Below are 1,226 nucleotides of genomic sequence, written 5' to 3'. Positions count from 1 at the left end.
AAAGCAGCATTAGCGAAAGACAAGCTTGATGCTGAGTGGTTATTTGATGTGAAAGATAACGGTGACTTGTCTGGTAAGGTTTCTTTACTGAATGTCTCATCTGAGAAGCCAACTATTGACGGTAAGGTTGCGCTTTCTACGTTCCACTTGGACTTCTTGGCTCCGTTGATCGGGGAATACAGCTTGTTCAAGGCTAATATGAATACTGATTTGGCCTTGTCTGGTGATGTAATGCATCCAAAAGTGAATGGTCAGTTCCTTATCGATCAAATGAAGCTGCAAGGCGAAGTGACGCCAATCGACATCAACTCCGGACAAGTCGTGATCAACTTCAAAGGTCACCAAGCGGATCTGGATGCTGGGATCATTACGCCTGACGGTAAGCTAGAAATCACCGGTGATGCTGACTGGCGTGACTTGCAAGACTGGCGCACTCGTGCCCGCGTGTTTGCAAAAGAACTAAAAGTTGATATGCCGCCGATGGTCAAAATCAAAGTTGAGCCGGACATGACCATTGATGTCACGCCGCAGTTGGCGAAGGTGGAAGGTAACATCAATCTGCCATGGGGACGTATCGTCATTGAGGAACTGCCACCAAGTGCGGTTGGGGTGTCGAGTGATACCGTGATTTTAAACAAGGATTTACAGCCAGTTGATGAAGTGACGGCTATGCCATTCAACGTCGAAACGGACATCAACATCAAGATTGGTGACGACTTCCAACTTGCGGCGTTTGGCTTGAAGGGCGGCTTGAAAGGTAGCCTTAACGTGACACAAAAAGACAAAGGACCATTCATCGTTGGTGAGGTAAACATCGTTGACGGTTCTTACCGTTCATTTGGTCAAGATTTGGTGATCGAAGAAGGTAAGATCTTAATGAACGGTCCAGCGGATCAACCGTATGTATCGATCAAAGCGATTCGTAACCCTGACAATACTCAAGACGATGTGATCGCGGGTGTGCGTGTGACTGGCCCAGCTTCCGATCCGAGTGTGGAAATTTTCTCGGAGCCTGCGATGCCACAAGCCAACGCGTTGTCTTACCTGCTTCGTGGTCAAGATATTGATGGTGAGTCGGGTGGTAACGCGATGACGACCACATTAATTGGTCTGAGTTTGGCGAAAAGCGGTCGTGTTGTTGGAGAAATCGGTGAAGCCTTTGGCGTACAAGATTTACAGCTTGATACGGCTGGCTCGGGTGATGACTCTCAAGTGACGGTGAGTGG

The 1,226-nt window shown here is 48.2% G+C and carries 1 protein-coding gene; it reads left to right on the top strand.

Annotation, left to right across the window (positions count from 1 at the left end):
* On the top strand, positions 1 to 1,226 hold a 1,226-nt coding region (locus tag R7P67_RS25085), incomplete at both ends, for a translocation/assembly module TamB domain-containing protein (protein WP_318086355.1).

This window comes from Vibrio sp. Vb0937, assembly GCF_033338855.1.
Note: the sequence above shows the minus strand (reverse complement) of the source record. Positions and strands in the feature narration are given on the sequence as shown.